19 protein-coding genes and 2 pseudogenes are annotated in these 25465 nt (G+C 55.6%); 11 read left to right on the forward strand and 10 right to left on the reverse strand.

Annotated features, from left to right (window positions below; translation table 11 throughout):
• Window position 1: 1 nt before the first annotated feature.
• Together RGU44_RS11935 and RGU44_RS11940 are read left to right on the forward strand one after the other, a co-directional pair.
• Window positions 2-2482 carry an ABC transporter permease gene (locus RGU44_RS11935; protein WP_322217275.1) on the forward strand — a complete coding sequence of 827 codons (2481 nt, stop codon included), beginning with the start codon at window positions 2-4 and terminating at the stop codon, window positions 2480-2482.
• The gene (locus RGU44_RS11940; protein ID WP_322217276.1) at window positions 2472-3548 is read left to right on the forward strand and encodes a lipocalin-like domain-containing protein; all 1077 of its coding nucleotides are present in this window, start codon (window positions 2472-2474) and stop codon (window positions 3546-3548) included. The genes RGU44_RS11935 and RGU44_RS11940 overlap by 11 nt, the downstream gene beginning before the upstream one ends.
• 90 nt (window positions 3549-3638) lie before the next feature.
• On the opposite strand, the gene RGU44_RS11945 is transcribed toward RGU44_RS11940, so the two are convergent.
• Window positions 3639-8264 carry an NEL-type E3 ubiquitin ligase domain-containing protein gene (locus tag RGU44_RS11945; RefSeq protein WP_322217279.1) on the reverse strand — a complete coding sequence of 1542 codons (4626 nt, stop codon included), beginning with the start codon at window positions 8262-8264 and terminating at the stop codon, window positions 3639-3641.
• Between the two features lie 243 nt (window positions 8265-8507).
• Between RGU44_RS11945 and RGU44_RS11950 the strand changes: the two genes are divergently transcribed.
• On the forward strand, window positions 8508-9086 hold the full coding sequence (locus RGU44_RS11950; RefSeq protein WP_322180538.1) for a DUF4337 domain-containing protein: 579 nt from the start codon (window positions 8508-8510) through the stop codon (window positions 9084-9086).
• A 121-nt stretch (window positions 9087-9207) separates the two neighbouring features.
• On the opposite strand, the gene RGU44_RS11955 is transcribed toward RGU44_RS11950, so the two are convergent.
• From RGU44_RS11955 to RGU44_RS11975, 8 genes and pseudogenes are all read right to left on the reverse strand, one after another.
• Window positions 9208-9444 (reverse strand): hypothetical protein, encoded by a 237-nt coding sequence (locus RGU44_RS11955; RefSeq protein ID WP_322180540.1) that lies wholly within the window; start codon window positions 9442-9444, stop codon window positions 9208-9210.
• A gap of 728 nt (window positions 9445-10172) precedes the next feature.
• Window positions 10173-10595, reverse strand: a complete 423-nt coding sequence (locus tag RGU44_RS11960; RefSeq protein WP_322180541.1) for a hypothetical protein — start codon at window positions 10593-10595, stop codon at window positions 10173-10175.
• 351 nt (window positions 10596-10946) lie between these two features.
• A pseudogene (locus RGU44_RS25080) lies at window positions 10947-11066 on the reverse strand (hypothetical protein); the annotation flags it as partial.
• 234 nt (window positions 11067-11300) lie between these two features.
• Window positions 11301-11471: a lysis system o-spanin lipoprotein Rz1 gene (rz1, locus tag RGU44_RS25085; protein ID WP_416152013.1), complete on the reverse strand. Its 171-nt coding sequence runs from the start codon at window positions 11469-11471 to the stop codon at window positions 11301-11303.
• Complete coding sequence (locus tag RGU44_RS25090) at window positions 11446-11556, reverse strand: lysis system i-spanin subunit Rz (RefSeq protein ID WP_416152014.1); 111 nt, start codon at window positions 11554-11556, stop codon at window positions 11446-11448. Before RGU44_RS25090 ends, rz1 begins: the two co-directional genes overlap by 26 nt.
• Window positions 11553-11879, reverse strand: coding sequence for a hypothetical protein (locus RGU44_RS11965; RefSeq protein WP_322180543.1), 327 nt, complete (start codon window positions 11877-11879; stop codon window positions 11553-11555). Before RGU44_RS11965 ends, RGU44_RS25090 begins: the two co-directional genes overlap by 4 nt.
• A gap of 55 nt (window positions 11880-11934) precedes the next feature.
• On the reverse strand, window positions 11935-13017 hold the full coding sequence (locus RGU44_RS11970; protein ID WP_322180545.1) for an HD domain-containing phosphohydrolase: 1083 nt from the start codon (window positions 13015-13017) through the stop codon (window positions 11935-11937).
• Window positions 13007-15910 (reverse strand): ATP-binding protein, encoded by a 2904-nt coding sequence (locus RGU44_RS11975; protein ID WP_322217282.1) that lies wholly within the window; start codon window positions 15908-15910, stop codon window positions 13007-13009. The genes RGU44_RS11970 and RGU44_RS11975 overlap by 11 nt, the downstream gene beginning before the upstream one ends.
• Before the next feature lie 1979 nt (window positions 15911-17889).
• On the opposite strand from RGU44_RS11975, the gene RGU44_RS11980 reads away from it, so the two are divergent.
• The 7 genes and pseudogenes from RGU44_RS11980 to RGU44_RS12010 all read left to right on the forward strand — a co-directional run bounded on the left by RGU44_RS11980 (window position 17890) and on the right by RGU44_RS12010 (window position 24053).
• Window positions 17890-19428 (forward strand): cryptochrome/photolyase family protein, encoded by a 1539-nt coding sequence (locus RGU44_RS11980; RefSeq protein WP_322180550.1) that lies wholly within the window; start codon window positions 17890-17892, stop codon window positions 19426-19428.
• On the forward strand, window positions 19425-19565 hold the full coding sequence (locus RGU44_RS11985; RefSeq protein WP_322180552.1) for a DUF2256 domain-containing protein: 141 nt from the start codon (window positions 19425-19427) through the stop codon (window positions 19563-19565). The genes RGU44_RS11980 and RGU44_RS11985 overlap by 4 nt, the downstream gene beginning before the upstream one ends.
• A gap of 118 nt (window positions 19566-19683) precedes the next feature.
• A pseudogene (locus RGU44_RS11990) lies at window positions 19684-20154 on the forward strand (hemerythrin domain-containing protein).
• 558 nt (window positions 20155-20712) lie between these two features.
• Complete coding sequence (locus RGU44_RS11995) at window positions 20713-21477, forward strand: hypothetical protein (RefSeq protein ID WP_322180554.1); 765 nt, start codon at window positions 20713-20715, stop codon at window positions 21475-21477.
• Between the two features lie 29 nt (window positions 21478-21506).
• A complete protein-coding gene (locus RGU44_RS12000) occupies window positions 21507-21944 on the forward strand; it encodes a hypothetical protein (RefSeq protein WP_322180556.1) in 438 nt (145 codons plus the stop codon).
• Between the two features lie 106 nt (window positions 21945-22050).
• Window positions 22051-22716: a response regulator gene (locus RGU44_RS12005; protein WP_322180558.1), complete on the forward strand. Its 666-nt coding sequence runs from the start codon at window positions 22051-22053 to the stop codon at window positions 22714-22716.
• Window positions 22692-24053 (forward strand): ATP-binding protein, encoded by a 1362-nt coding sequence (locus RGU44_RS12010; RefSeq protein WP_322180560.1) that lies wholly within the window; start codon window positions 22692-22694, stop codon window positions 24051-24053. The genes RGU44_RS12005 and RGU44_RS12010 overlap by 25 nt, the downstream gene beginning before the upstream one ends.
• On the opposite strand, the gene RGU44_RS12015 is transcribed toward RGU44_RS12010, so the two are convergent.
• Window positions 24043-25005, reverse strand: coding sequence for an IS30 family transposase (locus tag RGU44_RS12015; RefSeq protein WP_322178783.1), 963 nt, complete (start codon window positions 25003-25005; stop codon window positions 24043-24045). The genes RGU44_RS12010 and RGU44_RS12015 overlap by 11 nt on opposite strands.
• Window positions 25006-25174: 169 nt before the next feature.
• On the opposite strand from RGU44_RS12015, the gene RGU44_RS12020 reads away from it, so the two are divergent.
• Complete coding sequence (locus RGU44_RS12020) at window positions 25175-25393, forward strand: hypothetical protein (RefSeq protein WP_322180563.1); 219 nt, start codon at window positions 25175-25177, stop codon at window positions 25391-25393.
• The last annotated feature ends 72 nt before the right edge of the window (window positions 25394-25465 follow it).

Genomic DNA, 25465 nt, shown 5'->3' on the forward strand with positions numbered 1-25465 from the left:
GATGCGCGTATTTTATTGGACATTACACGCCCTGCTCAGCCATTGGCGTCAGCACCCGGTGCAGTTTTTCAGCGTGCTGACCGGGCTGTGGCTGGCGACCAGCCTGTTGACCGGCGTGCAAGCGCTGAACAGTCAGGCGCGGGAAAGTTACGCCCGTGCCAGCCAGTTGATCGGTGGCGAACCCCAAGCCAGTCTGAGCGCACCGAATGGCGCGTCCTTCTCTCAGGAGGTGTTTGTCAGTCTGCGCCGCGCGGGTTGGCCGGTGTCTCCAGTGCTGCAAGCACGCCTCTCGCTCAAGGGGCATGATGATCAGCGCCTGCAATTGATGGGCATCGAACCGGTGTCGCTGCCAGGCGGTTCGGCGGTGGCCGGGCAAGCCCTGGACATGGCGCAGATCGTTGGATTTTTCAGCCCGCCGGGCAGCACCTGGATCGCCCCGCAAACCCTGCAGGTCTTGGGTTATCACGAAGGTGACCAACCCCTGACCAAGAATGGGCTGGCCTTGCCACCGCTGCACAGTCAGGCCGACATGGCCCCGGGGTTACTGCTGGTGGATATCGGCTTCGCCCAACACCTGCTGGGCATGCCTGACCAAGTCTCGCGGCTGTTGTTGCCTAAAGACTTTGCGGCCACACAACCGGCATTGCCTGCTGAACTGGTCGGGCAACTGGTGCTCAAGAGCAGCGGTGAAGAAAACAACTTGTCGCGCCTGACCGAGAGTTTTCATTTAAACCTCGATGCACTGGGCTTTCTGTCGTTCGTGGTCGGTTTATTTATCGTGCATGCCGCCATTGGCTTGGCACTCGAGCAGCGGCGCGGACTGCTCAGGACTCTGCGCGCCTGCGGTGTCAGCGCCCGTATGTTAATCCTCAGCCTGGGCGTGGAGCTGGGTGGCCTGGCCTTGCTGGGAGGCCTCGCCGGGGTCGTCAGCGGTTACTTCCTGGCCAGCCTGTTGTTACCCGATGTCGCCGCCAGCCTGCGGGGCCTGTACGGCGCCGAAGTGGCCGGACAATTGAGCTTGAGCCCGTTGTGGTGGGCCAGTGGTGTGGGTTTGAGTCTATTCGGTGCATTGCTGGCCGGGGCCAGCAGCTTGTTGCGTGCAGCGCGGTTGCCACTGCTGGCCCTGGCCAACGCACAGGCCTGGCATCAAGCCTATGCTCGCTGGTTGCGACGCCAGGCGGGGGTGGCGGCCATCGCAGGCGTGACGGCGTTGTTGGCCTTGTTATTGGGTGACAGCCTGGCCAGCGGTTTTGTGCTGATGGCCGCCCTGATGCTGGGCGCGGCACTGAGCCTGCCGGTGCTCCTCAATGCGCTGCTTAAAGCCTTACTGGGCCGCAGTCGTTCGGTATTGGGCCAGTGGTTTCTTGCCGATTGCCGCCAGCAGTTACCGGCGTTGAGCCTGGCTCTGATGGCGCTGTTGTTGGCCCTGGCCGCCAATATCGGTGCGGGCAGCATGACCTCGGGATTTCGCCAGACATTCAATAACTGGCTGGAACAACGGCTGACCGCAGAGCTATACCTCAACCCACAGAACCCGGCCCAGGCACGTAGCCTCCAGGCCTGGCTCAACGAGCAGCCACAGGTGCAGGCCGTGTTACCCACCTGGCAGGTCTCGATCCAGCTACAGGGCTGGCCTGCGGATGTAGTCGGCGTGATCGACCACCCGACCTACCGTCAGCACTGGCCGTTGCTGGACACTCAGGCGGACGATCCCTGGGATCAACTGGCCCGGGACGACACCCTGATGCTCAGCGAGCAACTGGCACGCAGGCTCAAGGTTCAGGTCGGCGATCAATTGACGATTCCCACACCACAAGGTCAGTGGTCGCCGCGCATCGTCGCGATCTACGCCGACTACGGCAATCCCAAGGGCCATCTGCTGGTCAACGCTCAACACCTGCTGCGCTATTGGCCGCAGTTGTCGCCCAATCGCTTCAATCTGCGCATCGCCCCTGTGTCGGTACCGCCGCTGGTGCGCGAACTTCAGTCGCGCTTTGCCCTGGAAGACAGTCGCATCGTCGATCAAAGTCGGCTCAAGGGCTGGTCCACACAGGTCTTCGAACGCACCTTCGCCGCCACTGCCGCGCTCAATAGCCTGACACTGGGGGTCGCGGGAGTGGCGTTGTTCATCAGCCTGCTGACCCAAAGCCAGAGTCGGCTCGGACAACTGGCGCCGCTGTGGGCACTGGGCGTGACCCGACGCCAACTGATGCTGCTCAATCTGGGACAAACCTGGCTGCTGGCAGTGCTAACGCTGTCACTCGCATTGCCATTGGGTCTCCTGCTGGCCTGGTGCCTGGACGCGGTGATCAATGTGCAAGCCTTTGGCTGGCGCTTGCCGTTGCAGGTGTTCCCTGCCCAACTGGTGCAGTTGATGGGGCTGGCCCTGCTGGCGACCTTGCTGGCCTCGGCGTGGCCGTTGATCAAGCTGTATCGCAGTCGCCCGGCCGACCTGCTGAGGACCTTTGCCAATGAGGATTAGATGGCTATGGCTCTTGCTCGGCACCCTGCTCTTGAGTGCCTGCGATGATCAAAAGCCGCCTGCCGATGGTTTTGCCGGGCTGGGTAACCAGGCCTCGACGTTTGCTCGGGTCGTCCCGGGCAAGGTGTTCAGTTTTCCTCGGGATCACGGCCCCCACGACGGTTTCCGCATCGAGTGGTGGTACGTTACCGCCAACCTCAAGGATGACCAGGGCCGGACCTTCGGCGTGCAATGGACGTTGTTTCGCAACACGCTGAAAGCCAATACCCAGGTGCAGGGCTGGAGCAATCAAACGATCTGGATGGGCCATGCCGCAGTGACCTCGGCCAGCCGGCACTATGCCGCCGAACGTTACGCCCGCGGCGGCGTCGAGCAAGCCGGGGTTAACGCCTCGCCGTTCAAGGCGTGGATCGATGACTGGACATTCGACAGCCAGTCAGGCCTCGAAAAACCGCTGGCAAACATGCAACTGCACGCCCGTGGACAGAATTTCAGTTATCGACTGCAACTGACAACCAGCCAACCGCTGGTGCTGCAAGGCGAGCAAGGTTTCAGTCAGAAGTCAGAACAGGGCCAAGCCTCGTATTACTACAGCCAGCCATTTTTCCAAGCTAAGGGCACCGTCGAAATAGACGGCAAGACGTATCAGGTAGCGGGCCCCGCCTGGCTGGACCGTGAGTGGAGCAGCCAGCCACTGACCGCCAATCAAACGGGCTGGGACTGGTTTTCCATGCACCTGGACAGCGGCGAACAACTGATGCTGTACCGGATGCGGCAGAAAAACGGCGAGCCGTATCTGACAGGCACCTGGATCAGCGCTGACGGCCAGACACAGGTATTGAAGGGGCCAGAGATCCAGCTCACGCCACTGACCTCGAGTGACGTCGCCGGGCACGCGCTGCCAACCCGCTGGGGAGTGAAAATCCCCGAAAAACACCTCGACATCACCACAACCGCGCTAAACCCCAATGCCTGGATGAACCTGCGCATCCCGTACTGGGAAGGCCCGGTGCAGTTGAGCGGAAGTCATTCGGGCACCGGGTATCTGGAAATGACCGGGTATTAAGTCGAGCGAGGGCTCACACCCGACACTTCCCGACAGCCGAAGGCACTTTGGCTGCCGGGCAGTCTGCGGGAGACGATCAAATGACCGTGATCAAATGCCTCCCAACGTCCACCGTTCCAGCAAGGTCAACTCGCTCAACACGCGCAGCTCTTCTTCCTCTCGCTCCTGGCGCAAGGCATTCACCTGATTGAGATACTCACCCTCCATTGCCGGGGGTGCCGCTGTGAGGTCTTCGAGTCGGAGATCGAAAGCCGCCAGTCGTTCCTCGAACCGAGCCGCATAGTGCTGGTGCAAGTAATCGCTCCAGAAGCGCTTCTGGATCATCGAGTCAACGTACTCAAGCGCCTGTTCACGCTGCAAAACGGTGCCTTCGGCGCTGATGATCGCATCCTCGCTCACCCCCACTATCCGCCGATAATTCATGCCGTGGGGCTGTGCAGGCAAACCCAGCCGGTCAGCCAGATCCGTTCGATAAGCCAAACGTACCTCGGCTTCATCGACGAGCAATCTCATGCTCTTCCTGGTGGCGATATCTTTCTCGGCGATTGCTTCGACGGCCTCGAGACGAAACAGACTCTTACCCAGCTTGAACAAAACACCGCCTTTGCCTTCCTCGGGCACGTTCAACAGGGCATTTCGGCTGTAGACCTCCACCTGAACATCGCTGAACAGCAAGCGCGCACCGTCTGTGCAGGTTTCACAACCTTGTGCAGCTCGCGCATTCAGAGTGCCTCGCAACTCAGCGTCTTCTGCCGCAGCCTCCAGCACCCCAAGTACTTCAATGGTCAGTTCTTCACGGACCCGGTTGAAATCCTCGCTGCCTCGCAATTGTTGAATCAGCGATAGCAGGTCGGGGGCATCGTTGGTCTCCTCAACCCGTTGCCACGCGAGCTCGATTCGGCTGTTCAGTGAATCACTTCCCGGCACTTGCCAGAGATGCACACCCTCCGCGGCCTGCGGATCTGGAGTCGGTGGCTCCGAGTCTGAAGATTCAGGAGCGGAGAATAGATCGTCCGAAGCCTCAGACTCCGAGGGCGACGAGCGACGTGAGTGAAGCGCCCTGATGTCGTCCGGATAATCCGCAAGCAACGAATATCGCTGATTCCAGCCACTGTCATTGACCCATGCGGTCTGCAGATCGTCATGGGAAATCGGATTCCCGTAGGCCCTGACAGTCAAATGTTGGTTGCTGTGGCGTTGGTTCTGCAAAATATGATCGGGTAAATGCACGATCTGGTTATCGGATATGTCGAGTTCCTGCAGTGGAATGTCCTCGACCCACTGCGGCCATTCGGTCAACCCCATCGACTCAAGGGCTAACACGTCCAGTCTCAATCCGCTGCTACCGGCAAAGCTGCCCAATGTATTGCCCGACAGATCCAGCGTCAGCAACCGAGGCATAGCAACGAATATATCCATGGCCTGCTGACTGATCACCATGTCCTGACAAGCTATGGACACATAATTCAGTTGGGCGAACCCGGTCAGCCCCGCAGGCACACGTGAAAGCCCGCCGTTAGTAATAGACAGCTCTTTTAGCCCTGTAAATTTGCTCAAGAACACATCGAACTGCTCGGCATCAGCCGTCACATTGCTTAGGATGATTTCTTCGATTTTGCTGTAGTAATCCGGCAGATCCGGCAGATCGGAGAGGTCAGGCAAGGTAACGGAATCGAGACTAAACGTAGTGCGCGGCTCTGGCATGACGGCTATCACATGCTCGCTGTAGCGCCAGGCACGAGAAAGTTCGTCTGCGATTCGCCCTCTTGTTTGACGTTCCAGCGCAGTCAGCAGCGGATTGGACTCCGAAATATCGACCCAGCCGTCCAGCGCATTGCGCAAAGTGCCAAATGCTTGAATCTGCTCATTCAAACGCGCGCTGACCCGCGCTACATCTCGGCCGGCCAACCGGTCGACGTGGCCCGCATCAGCGCTTTCAGGATAAAACGTGCGCAGTCTTTCGCTGAGCGCCTCTGCGCTCTCTTGCTGGTACACAACAGCCGCTGCCATCGCCCCACGTCCACTCAACAGGTAGCCGATTCGGCTATTGGATAGACGGGACGGCACAGTGAAGCTCTGTTTGGCGCGCGATTGGCCGAGAACCCTGGCCGCGTGATCACGTTGACCCATGGCGACTGCGGCCAAACGCTCTCTGAACTGGCTGACGTTCCAGACGCCGGACACGCCAATCGACTCGCGGGCCGAGTCCGGCAACGCCTGCATGACCGCCGTAAAAAAATCAGCAGGCGCGTGTAGCTCGTTGCCCTCGCTGTCATGAGCCTGATAAGTCTTGCCACGCTTGACCAGCGTTTTAACCTGCGATGCCGTCGGGCTGCCGACACGATTAAGCAACTCGCCGCCCGTCGAGCCCTGTCGGACCTCGATCATCAGGTCTGTCGGCCAGCCCGGCAGTTTTTCAAGCGAGACCAGCGCGAGCTTTAGGGTGTCTGGGTGCGCACTGCCCGAGGCAAGGAAAAAACCTTCATAGGCACGGTTCAGTTGTGTTTCCCGTACATAAACACGGGCTTGTCCCGCCAGTCGCGAAGGAATGCGTTGCTGCCCGGTCATCTGCGCAATTTCGGTCGCATTAGCCTCGACAATGATCTCCTTGGCGGCTGCCGTTGTAATGCTCGGAAAGTCCCGTTTGATCACATTGATGAGCGGATCGGCGGAGGCCTCGCTAGCCTGATACTGCGCGTTGAATATTGCGGGCAAGTCCTCGTGCGCACCGGACTGCACCAACTCTTGGTCCAGTCGAAACCGTTTTATGGTGTCCGCCAACTGTGGTGTCGGAGCCTGGTTTCCCAGGTGGATCCTGCGCAGCAGCGTTTCATCGGTCCCTGTGAGTGCCAGAATGTGCTCGGCTGTTTTTTCGGAAAAGGAATCTACCGAATACCCCAACCGCTTGAATAACGTGTTGATCTGCCAGCTGTGCGGGCTTTCGCCCTCGACCCGCCATGCGCCTGCGCCGTTATGTTCAAGGAGGGGCGAATACGTTTCGACATAGACCGGGGGCTTGAGCCGCCAGGTGTTGATCGCCGGATCAAGCGCTATCCGATAGAGTTTGTCGTTCAATGGCAGGTAGTCCTTGCCCTCAAGCGTGATGCGCCCTTCGGCATCCGCCGCGACCCAATCAGGCAGCAGTACGTCAGACTCAAACGGCTTGAGGTCAACCTTCCACAGACGACTCTGACCATTGGCCAGTTTTACTTCGATCAGCGTGTCGATAAAGGCCGAACCTTCAACGGCCGGCACGTGGGACGCCCCGCTCGCCCCCAACACAACGATCAAGGCGGCATTGCTTGCCACACCAAAAAGGTGCGCCAGCGCTTCCTCGACTTCCGCATGATTCCAGGCCTCGACACCTTCGAATAACTCGTTGAACAGCTGCGCGCCGGCGACCACCATCATGATTTCGCCCACACCCGGAACGAAAAAGGCCGCGAGATTCAGGACACTCAAACCAATGCTCAGAAACTCATCGTAGAAGGCCAGGCTGCTCTTGAAATCCTCATCGTCGGTGCGCACCACCAAGTAGCGCGCATCATCGAGCACTTGTTGCAGTTGCTGACGGTAAAGGGTCAAGAACAGGTTACCCACCAACGGCGTTTCGCCGAAGCTCAGGGTGGCATTTTTATCCAGCGTTTGCGTCCAGATGGCACTTGGACTGGGGAACATTCTCTTGATCAAGGACGTGCCAACTGCGCCCTTCTGCAGAACAGGGTCTGGGGTGAAGACGCGGTAAGGCAGCGAAGGGAAAAGACGTGTGTTCAGGGCTTTGAAAAAAGCTGGCCGCTGCCGTTGAGTGATAAAACGACTGAAGAACTGCTGATAATCCGCTGACCCCAAACGCTCGGTCAGCGCCTTGGCGAAATCAGCAGTTGAGGCGTACTCCTTCAACGGGTGCAGGGGGTCTCCCGGGATATACGCCACGCAGGGCAACGCCTTTCCATCCTCATGGCTTCGATCCGCGCTGATCACCACTATTTTATGGATCGGCGTCTCGAACAGGGTCAATCGTACGACACTCGGCAGTGACGCCTCCGAGCGCTGAGCGGCCACCTGCAACATCATCTGATGGGCGCTTTCGCTGATATCCCCTTTGATGCGCGCGACAGTGATTTCAACCGATAGCGCATCCCGCTCACTGACCAGGAACAGCGCTCGACGATTAGCACGTACCGCCACAGGGTTTTCATCCAGCCCGGTGTAGGGCTGAAATACCGAATCGAGGTGATCCTGATAGAGTTGCCCCAGGTTCAGATTGCGACAGGCACGGGCGAACTGTTCAGGGGTAATAGGCAGACGCTCTCCAGAGTGCTCATTGAGGAATACGCCAGAGCCTGTTTTGAAGGCGCCGTCTTTACCCTCGTGCGCTTCGAAGTTTTGCAGCGCAGCTTCGAGCAGACTGCTGCTGGATGTTCTGTAGTCGACGTTGCGGTTAAAGAATATCGCGGTGCGCACATCGACTTTCACGTTGAACCAGTCTTGCAACGCCTTGGTCAACAAAGGCTCGGCGAATGTGTCAATGCTCTGCAGTTCCTCAAGCACCTCGGCGACCCGCGTTCTCGAAAAACTACTGACTGCCATTTGCACCCGCAGGGTTTCACGTAGCGTGGGGTCTGCCTCTTTTAGCCAGGCGGGGGTATTGCTCTTGATGAAATGGAGGTTGGGTTGAACTGGATTTTTAGCGTTTGAACGAGGTGAAACAGTCATAAAACACAACCTGCTGGCATGAATAGGACTGACCACGTTATGCATTCGAAAGGTTTAACTGAGGTACACAATTAGCACCGACGAAATCAGCCCTTCTGTTTTGCATAACCGTGTGGGAATTGGCTAAACGCAGAGGGTGTGCTCTGGGTCGAAAAAATAGTGCCCGGCACGTCGAGAAATAGCGCCTTCGATGATGACTACCTTTACACTTCACCACTTATCCACTCCCAAAGACCAACGTCCATGTCTGAAGACTTCGAAGTCCCCAGTCCGCACGAACATCACCTGAAACACGTCAACGAACACGCCCATGCCAGCGGCGACAATTTCGCGGGCAAGATAGCGGTGATGACGGCGATTATGGCGACCCTCGGCGCATTGCTCAGCTATCAGGCCGGCTCCACGGAGAGCGAAGCGGCCATGGACAAAAACAACGCCGCGATCAAGAAAACCGAAGCGTCCAACCTGTGGAATTACTACCAGGCTAAATCCAGCCGGCAAAACCTCTCTGAACTGGCGATCCATATCCCCGGCCTCGATGCCGCGCATTACACCGCCGAAGCCCTGCGCTATAAAAATGAGAAAGAAATCGTGCGCAAGAACGCCGAGGCCCTCGAAACAGAGGCTCGAGAGTGGGATGAAAAGTCAGAGTTGGCACTGCATCAGCATCACCGCTGGGCGCAGGCGATGACTGCGATTCAGATCGCTATTTCGCTGGCGGCGATTACCTTGTTGACGCGCAAGGAGTGGCTCAAAAAGGTGGCGTACAGCGCAGTGGGTGTCAGTGTCGTGCTGGGCACACTGGCGTGGTTCCATATTTAAGTCGGACCAGAGTCCCTTCTTATCGTCGGCCACGGCAAAGGCCGATTCAATCATCGAGCCGTCCACCCCGCCAGCAAGAACAGCTGCTGGCGGCATGAGCCCTGTCATCAAACGTTCGGTTTCAGCGACCAAGCCAGGTGAACGCGAGATCAATACCGTGTCGCAAGGCCTCGCCGAAGGTGCGCCACTCGCCCATTTCCTCGCCGAGCTTTACCCTGTCATTGCCAGCCTTGAGCCAAATAGTAATTCCGATAGGCGCCATACTTTTTGGATCTCCCCAAATGAAGTCAATCTTTGCTTGCTCTCCGTTCGGATGGATATAGTCCACGGGATAAGGTCTTTCCACAACCAAATGCATGGCAATCTCCTTGAGCCGGCCCCGCGCCGGAATACACAAATAGACCATGAATTGAAATCACGCCACTCCGCGAAGTCCCCCTCTGCCCCATAAAAACAAGGTCCCCCCCCCAAAAAACCGGGGCCAGAGTAGTGGAGCTTGTCGATTAATTTCCCGATGCATGTGACGCCCTATCCCCCTACGTCATTTCCAGGCGCTTTCTTATACCTGTCGCGCCCGGGAGCGTTGATGGCCCTGCGCGGCAGCGAGGTCGACCCGCGACAGCGAAACGCCCGAACCTGTCGGATACACGTCGATGAAAACGTCCGGGAAAAGCTCCCGACCAAAGCCACACGGGAAATTTTATTGAACGATCGGGCTCTGCATGCACTCGAAAAAGTCAGACCACTTACGGCGGCGCGCTCTGATGATGCGCTTGCGCCGGAGGGGACGGGTGAAAGATCAGAGCACTATGTCCGTTCCAAAACAGGACCTGAAACAGGCTGTGTGAAAACGACTGCGCTCGGCATGAAGCACCGCGGTGGTACGTACCAAGCACCCATAGCCTTGGAGGGTCCGGAACACATAGGGTTTATGCACCATGTGCGGATTAGCTGGAGTATTAGGAAATGGGGATATAGGGGCTTTGCGGGGCAATAAACACCCCTGAAACCCCCTGAAAAAACCTCATTTGGTACAGAAAGTGGTACGAGCATGCTCGGGTTTTAGTTGTTTTCAAGTTTTAAATCTCATCCGTAGCGGCGCCCCAGAGCAGCCTTGAGATACCGGTGGAGCACGTTGGTTTTCTGCTCGCACATACTGATCAGTGTAGCGGCATCGTCATGCTGAAAATTGCGGAGATGATCCTTGTAAACATCCCCGAACTTTTCCCTGGGGAGCTGCTCCTCCATACCTTCGTCATCATCCTGGTCGTTTTCATAGGGTTCGCTCTCGACCATGTATTGACCGGCATACATCATCGCCACCAGATCCAGAGCCTGGTGATGACTGAGTTTATTGAGCGAATCCCGGAGCGCCTTTTCTTCTGGGCTAGGGTCTCCGAGGATGCTTTCTAATATTTGATCTCGGGTTTGATCCTGAGGGATCGCCGCTAGTCGTGCTTCCGACAAAATTATGATTTCGCGAACTGTTGCATCGGACAGATGTTGCATCACGGCTCCTAGCGTTCAAGATGAATGGCGAATAATACACCGCGCACGGCGCCTTGCTCCCTTTCCATGTCTTGGCTGGACGACAAAACCAGCTGCAAAATATTCCAAAAATTATTCCGGGCTGGGCAGCCTGCGATTCTGCGCAGGTTGACAGATTGGCAGATCAGCAATGACTTTAGGTTGGCAAAGGGCTGAATCAGCAATAATGGGATTCGGTCCGAACAACCAGCTTTACACTAGGTGTAAAGACGTAAAGATCGACTGGCAGGGAACCTGCACGGGCTACATGCTAATTTTTACGACCTACAATGTAGGCGCGAAAAATTAGCATGCAATTGCAGGAGTTGAGCCCTACTGACAAGCGCTTACCGCCGCCACCAACTCCTTTTCATAGCTAATATGCTGTCGACGCTCAGCCAGCAGTGCCCTCACCTTCTGCTCGAGACTTTCGGACTTATTCAGGTTGCATGCCAAGCAAAGGCTTGGCCTCCCCGGCGCCCTGCCGACCGAACACAATCCCTTCCTTTAACATCAGTCCGCCCAACATGAGATTCTGCGCAGGTTGACAGATAGGCGAATCAGCAATGAGGTCTGGTTGACAGATTCCAAAATTAGCAATAACTGGATTCGATCAGAGCGTCCGGATTTGCGCCCTCAGCGAAGTCGATCAGCGACACACATTCATCACATACGACTGCAGCGCCTTCAAGGCCGCTTGGTCGGCAATGATCCCGGCCCGGATGGAAAGAACAGTTGATCCAGAAGCTGGAGAGAGTTCGACGGTTCCTGCATCACCCATGCCGGAGCTGATGGCGGTGCCGGGCACGTTGCCACCAACGGCACGACAACTTCACGCGATGCGCAGCCGGCGAGCACCAGAGGCAATATCAGCGCGCAGCTTGTCATTTTCAGAGAGTGCTTTCGTTTTTTCCTCTGTGGCTTTCTGATCGAGAGCGGTCAGGGCCTGCTCGGCGGATTGCTGTTACCGATCATATCCCGCACTGAGATCTTCTTGATCAAAGGAGCTCCGCCAGCCCCACTCTTCTTCGCCTTGGGCTTTTTGAGGTTGCCGGGCATTTGAACTTCGCCTTCATAGGTGACAGCCGCCCTCTCGACGACTGTGGCGCGCACCATTTTCATCCGCTCGGACACAGACTCCGCTTTGATGAACTGTGGGCCTATGAACTCGCAGAATGCTACGAATACACGCAAGGGCTCTTCGTAGTTGAAGAAGCTGCTGAGAAAATGGTAGGTCCTCACAGACTTGGCGAGGAGGTAAGCCACAGAGGCGAGAGAACATTACACGCCGAATGCCATTTAGGTTGAGTCGTGGGCGATCCTAGAATGGTGATTTTATCGACGCAGACTCATCACCCAAGTGTTGCTGTAACGCATCTACCTGATCGAACAGCCCCTTGAATACTTCCAATAGCTCAGGGTCAAAGTGTCGGCCGGACTGCTCACACATATAGGATTGGGCCCGTTCCTTGGTCCAGGCTTGCTTGTAAGGTCGCTGCGAACGCAGGGCGTCGTAGACATCACAGATAGCGACGATGCGTGCCGCCAGCGGAATGGCCTCGCCTTTGAGCCCGTGCGGGTAGCCGCTACCGTCCCACTTTTCATGGTGGTACAAAGCAATTTCGGCGGCCAACTCGGTCAGCGGCGACACCTGCTCATCACGCAGGATTTCGTAACCGATACGTGCGTGTTCATTCATAACCACACGTTCTGCGGCGGTCAGTACTCCAGGCTTGCCAAGGATCGCGTCAGCAATGCCGATTTTACCGACATCGTGCATGGGCGCAGCCAAGCGTAATTGTTCTACCCATTCAGGCGGGTGGTCCATGGCGGTGGCAATCAATGCCGCCGATTCACCGATGCGCAGTACATGATTGCCCGTCTCGTTGTCTTTATAGGCTGCGGCCCGCGACAGGCTGCGGATCAGGGCTTGAAAGCTGCGGTTTAGTTGCGCCGTGCGTTCCTTTACCAGGTCCTCGAGTTGGTCACGCTCCTGATGCATGTTTTGGCTGGCCAGACTCAACTGCAAACTGTTGCGCACCCGCAAGACGAGATCGGACAGATCAACAGGCTTACTGATGTAGTCTTGAGCACCCATTTCTAGGCCCTTGCGCCGATCTTCGGCGCGGCTCAGGGCCGAGATGATAATCACGGGGGAGCGGCTCCGATCACGCGGCTCCAATTGCTGCAGAATGTCGAACCCGTTGGGTGTTGGCATGTCCAGATCCAGCAACAGGAGGTCCCATGGGTTCTCCTGCAGCCAGACGAGGCCTGCGGCCGAGTCACTGAATGTCTTGACGTGTACAAGGCTGAAGGTTTTCAAGCTGGATTCGAGCAGACGTAGATTGGAGGCCACATCATCGATAACCACTACACGCGAAAAGCGCAGTTCGTCAGATAACATCAACAGGTACCTCTGATAACAGTTCGCGCACCAGGGCGCGTAGTTCGTCCAGGTCCACCGGTTTGCTTAGCGTTCCCTGGCAATCCAGGGCCAGCAAATGCGCGATATCCGGGGCAGCGCTGAGGAGTACTATCGGCAGGTTGCGGGTGGAGGGGTGTGCTCGTAGCTGATTCAGCAGTGCAGCTCCATCCATATCTGGTAGATGTAAGTCAAGCAACATCAGTGCTGGCGGCTCGTCAAGAACTCGTTGTAGCGCTAGGTAGCCAGTGCCGACGACATGGACTTGGGCTAAATCAGCCAATGCCTTGCGCACCAGAAACTGGCTTGCCGAGTCGTCTTCTACATAGAGCAGATGAGGTAAGTTGACCTTAGTCAGTTGCGGTTCTGGACGCGATCCAGCAACTGGCAGGGCCACCCGGCCAAGCAGCGCTAATTCGATCCAGAAACGGCTGCCGATACCTGGCTCGCTGTGGAGGCCCATACGGCCCTGCATCCGCTGGGCAAATTCGCGGCACAGTGACAAGCCGATACCGGTGCCCGGGATCGCCGTGTTTTCACGGCCCAGGCGCTGGAAGGGTTCGAACAGTTTCTCTTGCAGGTGCGCATCGATACCGAGGCCGTTATCTTCGACCATCAAACGGACACAGCCGCCAGTCACTTGATAACTGAGGGTCACATGGCCTTCTGGCCTGTTGTATTTAATGGCATTGGATAAAAGATTGATCAGTACCTGACGCAATCGGTGCGGGTCGGCGCGGACCCGTAGCGGCTCATCCGGTAGAACAAGGTGGAACTGCAAGTGCTGTTCCTGCGCTTCGCGCCGGGTCAACTCGGCGCATTCGCTCATCAGGCTGCCGATGTCCACTGCTTGCAGGTCAAGGTGCACTTGGTGAGTCTGGATGCTCGACCAGTCAAGAATATCGCCCACCAAGTGATTGAGGTGTCGGCTAGCCAACAGAATTTCGTCCAGATAGTCCGTATCCTCGGTCTGCTCCAAGGCCTTACGCTTCATGGTCATTAGCTGAGCAAACCCCTGAATGGCGTTCAGCGGGGTACGCAGTTCATGACTCATGCTTGAAATAAAGCGCGACTTGGCCTCGCTTGCGGACTGCGCTTGCAGGGTAGCGTCGCGCAGCTGAGCTTCGATTTGCTTGAGTTCGTCAATATCCACATGAGTGCCGGCAATGAGGCTGGCCATCCCGCTGCTGGAATCATGCTCCAGCACTCGGCCACGGCTTAGCAGCCAGTGATAGCAACCGGAGGCATCGGAGAAGCGAAACTCCGACTTGTAAATATCATCATACCCATCGCGCACCTGTTCATAGGCCAGTCGGATGGACAACTGATCGTCGACATGCACACGCTGGAGAAACTGTTCATGGCTCAGTTCGGTATCTGGAAGGCCGAAACGTTGACAAAAATGCCTGCTCAGGGTGACACGACCGCTAATGAAACTATGCTCCCAAAGACCTTCAGTGGCGCTCTCAAGTACCAGATCGAGGCGCTGTTGGGCGATTGCCCGCGACTGTGCGCTTTGCTCCAGTTGCTCGCCCAATGCCGTGGCATGCCCGGCCATCTCGTTCAACTCGTAAATATGCGAACTGACTTGCACGGGCTGCCTCTGTCCTTGGCCTATCCCGCTCATCATCTGCGAAATTTTCGTGATGGGCGCTCGCAGTTCGCCGCTCAGTCGCAGAGCGCGCGTCCACATAAAGGCGAAAAATAGCAGATAGAACACAATCAGACCGGCAATCATCAAGTAACCAAGCTGCTGGTAGCGACCCGCCAATGCATTGGTTTGTTTGAAAATATCGGCCTCGTCGACCACTGTCAGCAGGCGCCAGCCCGTTTGTTTGATGGTGGTCCAGGCCACCCAGTTCACCCGCTCACCAAGAATGATCGATTGAATACCCTCTGGTTGGGCGGCAATGATCTTGGCCAGCTCGCGGGTTTCATTACGAGTACGTAGATTGAAGTCTTCTGGCTTGAACAGCTCGCTACGGATAGCCTCATCGTAGGAGTGATCGGTCAGTTCATCGAGCCCAAAATCGGCCTCTCCAGATTTGGGCATGGCCATGATCCGCAGATCATTACTGACCAGCATGGCATAACCACTCCATGGCACGGACAACTGCTCGATCTGCCGCAGGATGCTCCCCACCGTGATGTCCATCCCACTGACGCCTTCAAGGAAGTCGCCTCGGTAGACAGGGGCAATGGCCGACATCATCCACCCCTGTCCCGCCGGATCAAGGTACACATCGGTCCAGGCCACCTTACGCGCAGGGTTATGGCTCGCATCAGCCAGGTAGTAGAAGTTGTAGTCGGGGATCACCATGTCATGGGGGTACTGGTCCTGCGTACTGAACCATGGGTAGATATAGTTGAGGCTGTCCCAACTGTTGAAATACACACTGGCAACAAGCGGTTGGCCCTCCTTGAGCTGCTTCATCAGCGGGGCAAGGCTCGCCAGCCGAGCCACTTTCGCCAGATCCTGACGCGCGGGCAGCGTGCCGTTAGCGTAGAACACCGCAGCTGCACCGAGGTCTTTGGGGCTATAACGAACGCCATCGACCGTCAGCATCAATGCTTCGGCCGTGCCGACAGGTTCATCTTGCAAGGCTTTTGCGGTGAGGTTGCGGTAGAGATCTGTGAGAGCGCCCAGATTCGTCAACTGCTCATCGATGATGCGTCCCTCATGCTTGGCCGAGTACTGCAGATCGGTCAGGGCGTTCTCCCGCAAATAATCGATTTGCGCCTCGCGAATGGCACCGTTGGTCAGCAGGTACACGGCAATCAGCACCGTTTCTACCAACAGCAGGGGTATTAGGGCGCTTTTTGCAAAAGCTCCCCAGATCCACCGACGCAGGCTTATGAGGTTTGTTGCTGGCAAGGTACAGAACTCCATTGGATAGCCATTGAACAGAACCGTCATTGATATGATAGTAAAAATATTTATATTGCCATTAGACCGTCATCGCGCCATTTTTAATGACAATCTGCATGCTCCGCTCAAAGCTCTATTGCCTACCACCTTCTGCGCACGCTGTACAGCGTGCCTGGACCTGTACTGCCTATAAAGCAGGACCCAGCTTTTCTTACCAACTGGCGCCACTCAACATCGCTTATAAGCCTCTCTAGTTCCATCTTGTCTGCAACCTTCAACAACTCGTGGTATTGCTGCTCAGCGCTCATCCAGGCGGCCGGGTGTTCAAGGATTCGCCCCCATGACGCCAGCGCCCGCGCTCTCAACTCATCCTGCACATAGACCCCTTTTTGGGAATGATGTCACATTGACACTACACCTAAAAAAACCCAATCACTTATAGTCATCGCGACCAGAAACGCGCTACCTACAGAAGAACCCAGCAAAACTAAGCCGCTGTATAGCGGTGCCACCGTCAGCCATCGTAATTCACACCAGCTTGATCTGAGCTGCTGAAAGAGAAGTTTTTATACAGTGATGGCATTTTGACGTCAATTTTTTTGTGTCAGGCCTTGTTACACGCCGCACTGCGGATGCACAGGCGCCGATAGCCACTGTCGTGAATCGCTTACCTGATCAACCCGTGTTCGACTGCGGCATTTTTAGCCTCAGCAAAAAATACTGCAGATTGTGGGTGCCTCCGACAGTTGGACGACTTTCGATCACTGACCGCCCCGCCCCTACATTCAACAGGCCTAACACCGTATGAGCCCACAAACTCATAGCTACCTAGATCCAAAAAATCAGCGGGAGTAAATGTGGGAGTAATTTTCCAGGCATGAAAAAGCCTAACCTTTTCAGATTGGGCCAACCCCTTGAGTTATATGGTCGGGACGGAGTGATTCGAACACTCGACCCCTAGCACCCCATGCTGGGGACGATAGCGAGCTAACCTATTGAATTAAAACGGATACCACCCCTTTTAAGGGTGGCAAAACATCCGTTTTTTTGTGCTTATGCAAACGTAAACTCGTGGCCTGCAGCGGAGGTTTTGCGCACCTATTCTTCAGGCTTCTAGCCGACCGGACACCGCGCAACTATTGATTGGCGGCTATGGTTACGACTCATATGTGTTCATGCCCAGGAGAAGATCATGACGAAATCTGGCGGAACAAAGAGTGGATCGGGAGGAAAAGGAACGGGAAGCGCGCCGAAGAGCGCTCCGGTTCCAAATCTGCCCAGCACAACAGGGAATAAATCTGGTGGCGGACGTGGGAATGCACCGCCGAAAGGTAAGTAGGTGCATCATTTCGGCGCCTTCGCGAAAGGCGCCGAAATTGTTTGAGCCACCATCATGTCAAGGTGACTTCTATTAAAGCCTATCCTATTGAATGTAAAAGAAAATATCTACTTTATTAGCTACCAAAAAAGCCCCAATACACACTATAAGAATCAATAACTTAGCGTTGTATTTTCATACAGTAGTAGCCCCTACTCCGGCGTCCTGCCGACCGAACACAATCCCCACCAAACACACCAACTGCTGTGCTGTTCACTCCACCGAGGAACACCAATGCCGAACTCTGACCTGCTCCCGCCCCTGCTCTCAAACTCTACGAAAACCAACTAGCCTTGAGGCTCCATCATTATGGCGTTGATCGATTAGGGCGAGAAGGTGACCTTCGCTCAAGATCGAGAAAGCATCTAGGGACTTTCCATCAGCGTTGGCGATCCTGATCCATCGCAATAAAACCGTTTGGAGCTAGCGGCTTGCGCATCCAATCTGAAAAGACCGCTGGCGTTTTCCAGCAAAGGCGATATAAAAAACTTGTACATTATTTTTTATTTGTACAATAATTCGCAACTTCCCTTCTCACAATACGTTCTGTGGATTAAAGCTAGGAAGTCCCTGGGCCTTTACGCTCACCTCAACTGGATTCTGTTTGATGAATACGACTCGCCAGCTATGCCTCGTCTTGGGCGACCAATTATCTTTCGACCTTGCCTCACTGCAGGGTCTGGATAAGGAGAGCGATACGGTGCTCATGGTCGAGGTGATGGAAGAAGCTAGCCATGTCCCACATCATCCGCAAAAAATCACCCTGATCTTCAGTGCTATGCGCCATTTCGCCGAGGCTCTGCAGCAGCGTGGAATCCGAGTTCAATACGTCACCCTTGATGATCAGCAAAATAGCGGATCGGTGCCGAGCGAGTTACGCCGCTGGCAGGCACTCCTACAGCCAGATGAGCTACACATGACTGAATGCGGCGACTGGCGTTTGGAGCAATCAATCAAGGACTGCGGCTTAGCGATCGAATGGCATTCCGATACTCGCTTTCTCTGCACGCGCACCGAGTTCTCTAACTGGGCGAAAGGCAAAAAGCAGCTGCGCATGGAATTCTTTTACAGAGAGATGCGGCGCAAGAGCAGGTTATTACTCAATGGCGACGGCAGTCCGGTCGGGGGCGCTTGGAACTTTGATACAGAAAACCGCAAGGCATTACCAAGGGGAGTTAGGCCGCCTTCGCCTGCCCGCTTCACGCCCGACGCAATCACCCAGGATGTGCTTGCGTTGGTGGCAAGACACTTCACCAGCCACTATGGCACCCTCGACACGTTCGACTACCCGGTAACCCATGCGGAAGCTCAGGCCCTATGGGATTACTTCCTCGACTGGGGCATGGCAGCTTTCGGCGACTATCAAGACGCCATGGCCAGCGACGAGCCCTTTCTGTTTCATGCCCGTATAAGCGCTGCACTCAATATTGGCCTACTGGATCTTCGTCAGCTTTGCAGCGATGTGGAGTCAGCGTACTGGTCGGGCAGCATTGCACTCAATGCTGCCGAAGGCTTTATTCGCCAACTAATCGGCTGGCGGGAATATGTCCGGGGCGTCTACTGGCTGAAGATGCCTGACTACGCCAATGGCAATGTGTTCGGTAACACAAGGTCGCTTCCAGAGTTCTACTGGACAGGCGAGACCAAGATGAATTGCATGCGCCAAGCTATCAGCCAAAGCCTCGAGCATGCCTATGCTCACCATATCCAACGGCTGATGGTGACCGGCAATTTCGCCCTGCTCGCGGGCATCATACCGAGTCAAATATGCGAGTGGTATCTGGCGATCTACATGGACGCCTTCGACTGGGTGGAGCTACCCAACACACTGGGCATGGTCATGCACGCCGATGGCGGTTACCTGGGCTCTAAGCCTTACTGTGCGAGTGGCCAGTACATCAAGCGGATGTCTGACTATTGCCGTGGCTGCGCTTACAAGGTGAGCGAAAGCACCACTGACGACGCTTGCCCCTTCAACTCGCTCTATTGGCACTTCCTGATGCGTCACGGCGACCGTCTGCGCGGCAACCAACGCATGAGCATGATTTATAAAAACCTCGACCGGATGCCTGAATTCAAACAGCAGGCGCTTTGGCAACGTGGCCAGTCATTGCTCGCCAAATTAGATGGAGATGAGTCATTTTGAAAAAGAGTGAACTCCCAGTCAAAACTTGCGTGATCTGCGGCCTCCCCTTCACGTGGCGGAAGAAATGGGCTCGCTGCTGGAAGGAAGTGTGCTACTGCTCGGAACGTTGCCGACGTAGTAAATGTCTAATGTATTGATAGTAAAGCTGATTGCTTAAATTTTTGATTGGCACAGCTAATGCATTTCTACCTAGGAAACAAAGCAGTGACGGCGACGACCGTCCCACGTCCTTCCGTGATAGCAGAGGCACGCAAAATGAACGCGATCGACCTTTTAAAAGCTGACCACGTACGAGTAAAGGACATCCTCGCCCAATTGAGCGAGTCGACTGATCGGTCCCAAAAAAAACGTACTGACCTGCCTGGTAGCCAAGCTCGAAATGGAAATCACCATCCACACCAAGCTGGAAGAAGAGATCTTATATCCCGCCTTCAAGGAAGCAGGTGGTAAGGAACAGGAGGAAATGTATTACGAGGCCAAGGAAGAACACCGCACTGTCGACTCTCTGGTACTTCCCGACCTCAAAGCGACAGACCTGAGTTTGCGGGTCGCACAAAGTTCGTTAAGGAGTTGATTGAGCATCACATTGAGGAGGAGGAAACCGAGATGTTTCCTCAGGCGAAAAAGCTGCTCGGCAAAGCGACATTGGATGCGCTGGGCGAGCAAATGGAAGCGATGAAAGCCGAATACAAGAAAGCTCTCGGCACGCCGAATAATGCCGCTTAACAGGCCAGCGTACAGCCCGGCCCAGCGCCGGGCTTTTTCGTATCCACGACATCCTTTTCACAAAATACTCACAGACTTTAGCGCAGATTGAGCGGTCAAAAAGGACTTGGCACCATTGGCCCAGAAACTGGCCCAACCTCTCCGGCGTCCTGTCGACCGAACACAATCTCAATCACGCGGCTTGCAATACCACGACTGCGCATAAAGAAAGCAGTCGATCTCTTCCACGCTACTCAGTGCGAAATTGCACTCCACTTGATTCCCGTGTTTGCATTTGATCTGACCAACGATTGCTTCGGATTTGACCAACACGCTTCGTAGCCATGATCGGTACAAAACTGCCGATCGGTTCCGATTCAGACAATTGCGCATGCCAACCTCCAGAATAGGCTGCGGAAGTAATATGTAACGTTCCCAAATCCGGAGTAATGCCTTCAGCGATCTACCCGGCAAAGGAACCGCGGCAATCGTATTGCCGTCCCTCAGCCTCAGCTAAGTTTCGCTAAGTATCTTCTCCCCTGCGCAAGTTCAGCGCCGCTCAGGAGAGGCTACCCGCACATGAATCCCGAAAAATCCGGATGGCTCAACAAAGTACCCGAAGTGACGCTGTCATTCTGGGTGATCAAGATTCTGTCCACGACGGTGGGTGAAACCGGCGCGGACTTTCTGGCCGTGGATGCCGGTTTGGGCGCTGGTTGGACGAGCATCGGCATGGCCGTCTTGCTAGCGCTCGCGTTGTGTTTTCAACTACGTACCAAGGCCTATTCACCCCGGATCTACTGGTTAACCGTGGTGCTGGTAAGCATCGTCGGGACACAGATCACGGACATCATGACCGACATGCTCGACATCAGCCTGTACACCAGCACGGCGGTCTTTGCCATTCTGCTGACGATCAATTTCCTGGTCTGGTACCGGGTGGAGCACAACCTGTCGATCCGCGAAATCGTCACCCCGCGAAGGGAGCTTTTCTACTGGACAACCGTGCTTTGCACCTTTGCACTCGGCACAGCAGCGGGCGACCTGGCCACCGAAGCGCTGGGCCTGGGTTTCACCCTTGGCGTCGTGATTTTCGGTGCGCTTATCGCCACGACTCTGCTGGCTTGGCGCTTAGGCGGCAATGTGGTGCTGACCTTTTGGATGGCATACATCCTGACCCGTCCATTTGGCGCCTCTCTCGGTGATTTGCTGACCCAAGCTAAAACTTATGGTGGCCTCGGCATGGGAGCCGCTTGGACGAGTGCCATCTTCCTGTGCGTCATTGTTCTTTTGGTCGCGGCCGCGCAAATCAGTGTTGGCAACCGTAAACCCGTCAATCAATAACCTGTCAAAAAGCCAATCAAGGAATCGTCATGCGTCCACTTCAAAATGTCATTCGCCACGTTGCCATCGTCTCGTCGATCTTTTTGCTCAGCATCGCCACCGGCTGCTCGAAACCTGCCGACAAACCTAGTGCTGGCACGCCGACCACATCGGCGAGCGCATCCGCCCAGCCAGGTTCAAAACTGGGTGATCTGTCTGAGTTCCGCACCATCGCCGCTGATGTTGCCGCGCTCGTCGATAAAAACGACCTGCCGGGGGCGAAAACCCGCATCAAGGATCTAGAAACGTCCTGGGACTCCGCCGAAGCTGGCATCAAACCCCGGGCTGCAAGTGACTGGCATGTGCTGGACAAAGCCATTGACCGGGCACTCGACGCCCTGCGCGCCAGCACACCGAAACAGGGCTATTGCAAGGCTTCGATGGATGATCTGTTGAAAGCCTTCGACTCCATGAAGGTGAAGCAGTGACCGACAGCCGCACATTGCGTTGATCCGGCGACGGACAAACGCCGACCCAGATGCTTCAATACAGGCGCGACGGTCATGATCGGCGCGCCTTTTTCTGGAGTGATAAATGCGGATATTGCTGGTCGAAGATGACCCGATGATTGGGGATGCCATTCAAGGCGCGCTGAACGATGCTAGCTACGCCGCAGACTGGGTAAAAAACGGACTCACCGCCCTTGCAGCACTGGAAACACAAGCTTATGACATGGTGCTGCTGGATCTCGGCTTGCCCGGCAAAGACGGGCTCGATGTGCTCGATGGCATTCGTGGACGCAACAACCCGGTGCCGTTGCTGATCATCACCGCAAGGGATGGACTCGATGATCGCCTGCGCGGCCTCGACGGCGGCGCAGACGACTTCCTGCTCAAACCCTTCGCCATGGCGGAGTTACTGGCACGCATCCGCGCCGTTTTACGCCGCAAAGGCGGCAGTGCCCAGTCAGTGCTGGACAACGGTGTAGTGTCGCTGGATTTGCTATCCAAACAAGCGGCTACTGCCGAAATCCCCGACATTCAACTCTCCAGCCGCGAGTTCGCCCTGTTACAGGCCCTATTAATACGACCTGGTGCCATTCTCTCGCGCAGCGAGCTGGAAGACCGTATTTACGGCTGGGGTAATGAAGTGGAAAGCAATGCGGTGGAGTTTCTGATTCATGCACTGCGGCGGAAACTGGGGAGCCATGTCATCAAGAATGTCAGGGGAATGGGATGGATGGTTTCAAAAAGCGCTTGAATGATTCGGTACAGATGCATTTGTCTGTAACGCTGTCGCTAGCCATCCTGATCGTGGCGGTACTGGCAGGTTTTTTCGCTTTTGTCTCTGCGATTAACGAGACGCACGAAATGCAGGACGAGACCTTGCGTCAAGTGGCCATCCTTTTTGATCGGCAAAAGATGACCTTCCACTATCCTGTGGTTGAACAGGTAGTTGGCGACGACGAAGAGTCCAGGGTTATCGTCCAATACCTGACCGACAGCAGTAAAGCGACCGGAAGTGATGACGCAACAACACCGTTACCCTTCCCGGTAAGACTAGCCGATGGCTTGTCGACCTTGAGCGTGGCAGGCGAAAATTTTCGCGTGCTGGTTAGAACAATGGTCGGTGGCGAACGCATCGTTGTCGCCCAAGAAGCTGACGTGCGTGAAAAAGAGGCGCGAAAGAGCGCTTGGCGTAGTCTGTTGCCGTTTCTCATTCTGTTTCCGGTGCTGTTGCTGGTGGTGAGCGATCTGGTACGCAAACTGTTCCGTCCCATAGCAACCCTCTCGGACGAAATCGATCAGCGCGACGAACAGGCGTTGCATCCTATCGACGATAACCACCTGCCAACCGAGATCCGACCTTTCGTCGTGGCCATCAATCGATTGTTGACGCGCGTTGCGCAGTCCATGGAAGCCCAGCGTCGCTTCATCGCCGATGCAGCCCACGAACTGCGCTCCCCGATGACGGCCCTGTCACTACAAGCCGAGCGACTGTCGGCCATAGAAATGTCGGCGGCGGCCTATGAACGTTTTTTGCCATTGTCTCGGGGAATTGAACGCAGCAGAAAACTGATCGATCAACTGCTGGCCCTGGCGGCAGCACAATCAAGCTCGGATCGATCACAGACATCAGTTTCAGTCCATGAAGTCTATCGACGGGTACTAGAGGACTTACTGCCGCTGGCAGAGCGCAAGCGCATCGATATCGGTGTTGAAAGCATCGAAGACGTACAGGTCAATATCAACGCAATGGATCTGTTAATCCTGGTCAAGAATCTGGTGGATAATGCTATCCGTTATACCTCCGTTGGCGGACGAGTCGACCTGACGGTAGAGTTGGCGCAGGAAACAGTGATCCTTCAAGTCAAGGACTCAGGCCCAGGCATCAGCGCGGAAGAACAAATGCTGGTGTTCGATCCGTTCTACCGAAGTTTGGGAACCGATGAAGCAGGCTCCGGGCTGGGTTTATCGATTGTAAAGGCGATAGCCGATCGTGCGGGGGCGCACATCCGATTGAGTTTTTCGGATGAGATGAAGAAGAGCGGATTATGTGTTTCGGTCTGTTTTAAAAGACCTGAATTCAACACATAAGTGCAACGCTCACCCCCGCATAGACTTCATACGGTGTCTTCCAGCCCAGGCGTTTGCGAGGGCGTAAATTTATTTGCGCGACCACACGGTTTACAGCAGCAACCGTCAGCTTGCTGAAGTCACTGCCTTTGGGAAAATACTGGCGGAGTAAACCGTTGGTATTTTCATTCGTGCCGCGCTGGCAGGACGAATACGGGTCGGCAAAATAGACCTGGCAACGGCTCTTGTTCGCGATGCGCTCATGGCCGGCAAACTCCTTGCCGTTGTCCAGCGTCAACGTATGCACCACATGCCCATTGAACTGTAAATTGATCGCCCGAGTGACTTGGCGGCTATCTGAGCGCTTGACCGGGTAAGCGCTCAGATAGCCGCTTTTACGCTCAACCAGAGTGACCAAATTACCGCCCACCCCATGCACTGTGTCACCTTCCCAGTCGCCCAGCCGTTCTCGAGTTTCGACCTCAGCAGGACGTTCAGTGATCGACACCCGATTTCGCAACTGTCCCCGCCGGTCGTGGCTTCCATAGCGTTTACGGTAACGCTTTCGACGGTGCCGCAGATGCGTATAAAGCTCGCCGCCGCCCTGTTTGTCGGTGGCAATAAACCGATAAATCCACTCATGACTGACCGCCTGATCTGGTCGCTCTTGCTTGAGCCGATGACAAATCTGCTCTGGGCTCATTCCATGGTTGAGCCATATCGCAAGGTGATGGCTCAACCAGGTAACCGGTTTGCAAAACTTCCGAGCCCCAGCGCGCCGGACATCACTTTCATGGGTCGCCGAAACCGCCTCGTAAACATTTTCAGAACGGTTGCGGCGAACCTCACGACTAATCGTCGAAGGGTGCACGCCCACCTGTTTAGCAATGTTTGCTTGGCTCTCTTTAGCCCTCAGACCCGCTTCAATCTGGTAACGTTGGCCATGAGTCAGCTGCCGGTAAGGCGTGGTCATCTGCGCTTGAATCCTTTGGTGTGAGAGCCTGGATTCTACCGGTGGCTGGCTCTCTGCCTCTCGTTTCAAGCGTTGCAGTTATTCTATGAATTCAGGAGAGGTAAAACGTGAAGCTTTTGTGCTGGATTGTGAAGCGTCTCTAATATCCTGGAAACCATAACGAGCAGCTATGAGTCGACTTCTGCCGGTCAAGTCCGATGCAAAAGGCTGGTCAGGTCGAATGCTAACGGGTGGGCAAGTCAGTGCCATTACCCAACTCAGCGCGAATCCACCGGTAGCCATTCCTGACAGCCTGACATCGAGCAACGGGTTGAGCGGCTCCGGCCCGACCGGATTGCTCTTCCTGACGGTGGCTATCTCCGCATTCCGGTTCAACGCTTCGCACTGAGCTGGCTGGACATAGATGACTAAGTGATTCGAACACTCGAGCCCTAGCCTCCATACTGGGATTAAATACGCA

Source organism: Pseudomonas sp. 5C2 (assembly GCF_034314155.1).
Classification (GTDB): Bacteria; Pseudomonadota; Gammaproteobacteria; order Pseudomonadales; family Pseudomonadaceae; genus Aquipseudomonas.

Coding starts and splice junctions, on each gene's coding strand:
- RGU44_RS11955 (WP_322180540.1), bottom strand. CDS start 9,444: ATGCATTTGGTTGTGGAAAGACCTTATCCCGTGGACTATATCCATCCG.
- RGU44_RS11940 (WP_322217276.1), top strand. CDS start 2,472: ATGAGGATTAGATGGCTATGGCTCTTGCTCGGCACCCTGCTCTTGAGT.
- RGU44_RS12020 (WP_322180563.1), top strand. CDS start 25,175: ATGAGTCGACTTCTGCCGGTCAAGTCCGATGCAAAAGGCTGGTCAGGT.
- RGU44_RS11960 (WP_322180541.1), bottom strand. CDS start 10,595: ATGCAACATCTGTCCGATGCAACAGTTCGCGAAATCATAATTTTGTCG.
- RGU44_RS12010 (WP_322180560.1), top strand. CDS start 22,692: ATGGATGGTTTCAAAAAGCGCTTGAATGATTCGGTACAGATGCATTTG.
- RGU44_RS11935 (WP_322217275.1), top strand. CDS start 2: ATGCGCGTATTTTATTGGACATTACACGCCCTGCTCAGCCATTGGCGT.
- RGU44_RS11945 (WP_322217279.1), bottom strand. CDS start 8,264: ATGACTGTTTCACCTCGTTCAAACGCTAAAAATCCAGTTCAACCCAAC.
- RGU44_RS12000 (WP_322180556.1), top strand. CDS start 21,507: ATGCGTCCACTTCAAAATGTCATTCGCCACGTTGCCATCGTCTCGTCG.
- RGU44_RS11980 (WP_322180550.1), top strand. CDS start 17,890: ATGAATACGACTCGCCAGCTATGCCTCGTCTTGGGCGACCAATTATCT.
- RGU44_RS11970 (WP_322180545.1), bottom strand. CDS start 13,017: ATGTTATCTGACGAACTGCGCTTTTCGCGTGTAGTGGTTATCGATGAT.
- RGU44_RS12015 (WP_322178783.1), bottom strand. CDS start 25,005: ATGACCACGCCTTACCGGCAGCTGACTCATGGCCAACGTTACCAGATT.
- RGU44_RS11950 (WP_322180538.1), top strand. CDS start 8,508: ATGTCTGAAGACTTCGAAGTCCCCAGTCCGCACGAACATCACCTGAAA.
- RGU44_RS12005 (WP_322180558.1), top strand. CDS start 22,051: ATGCGGATATTGCTGGTCGAAGATGACCCGATGATTGGGGATGCCATT.
- RGU44_RS11995 (WP_322180554.1), top strand. CDS start 20,713: ATGAATCCCGAAAAATCCGGATGGCTCAACAAAGTACCCGAAGTGACG.